The organism is Micrococcus sp. GbtcB5, from assembly GCF_019091605.1.
In the GTDB taxonomy this organism is placed as follows: domain Bacteria; phylum Actinomycetota; class Actinomycetes; order Actinomycetales; family Micrococcaceae; genus Micrococcus; species Micrococcus luteus.
In genome coordinates this window covers 1-278 of sequence record NZ_JAGXJK010000179.1, presented here as the reverse complement: position 1 = coordinate 278, position 278 = coordinate 1, and the positions used below count along the sequence as shown (strand labels likewise).

General features: G+C 41.7%; 1 rRNA gene. It reads right to left on the bottom strand.

The features are described 5' to 3' along the window. Nucleotides 1–201: ribosomal RNA gene (locus KVS67_RS11935) — 23S ribosomal RNA — on the bottom strand; the annotation flags it as partial. Nucleotides 202–278 lie beyond the last annotated feature (77 nt).

Below are 278 nucleotides of genomic sequence, written 5' to 3'. Positions count from 1 at the left end.
TGTTTCAGTTCCCTGGGCCTGTCTTCCTTTCCCTATGTATTCAGGTAAGGATTCCATACCATTACGTATGGTGGGTTTCCCCATTCGGAAATCTTCGGATCAAAGCTTACTTACAGCTCCCCGAAGCATATCGGCGTTAGTCACGTCCTTCATCGACTCCTAGTGTCAAGGCATCCACCGTGCGCCCTTTCTAACTTAACCAAACTAAAATTAAAAAAATATGAGCTACACTGGTATCTAGTTTTCAAAGAACATACATTTATATATGAGAGATAGTT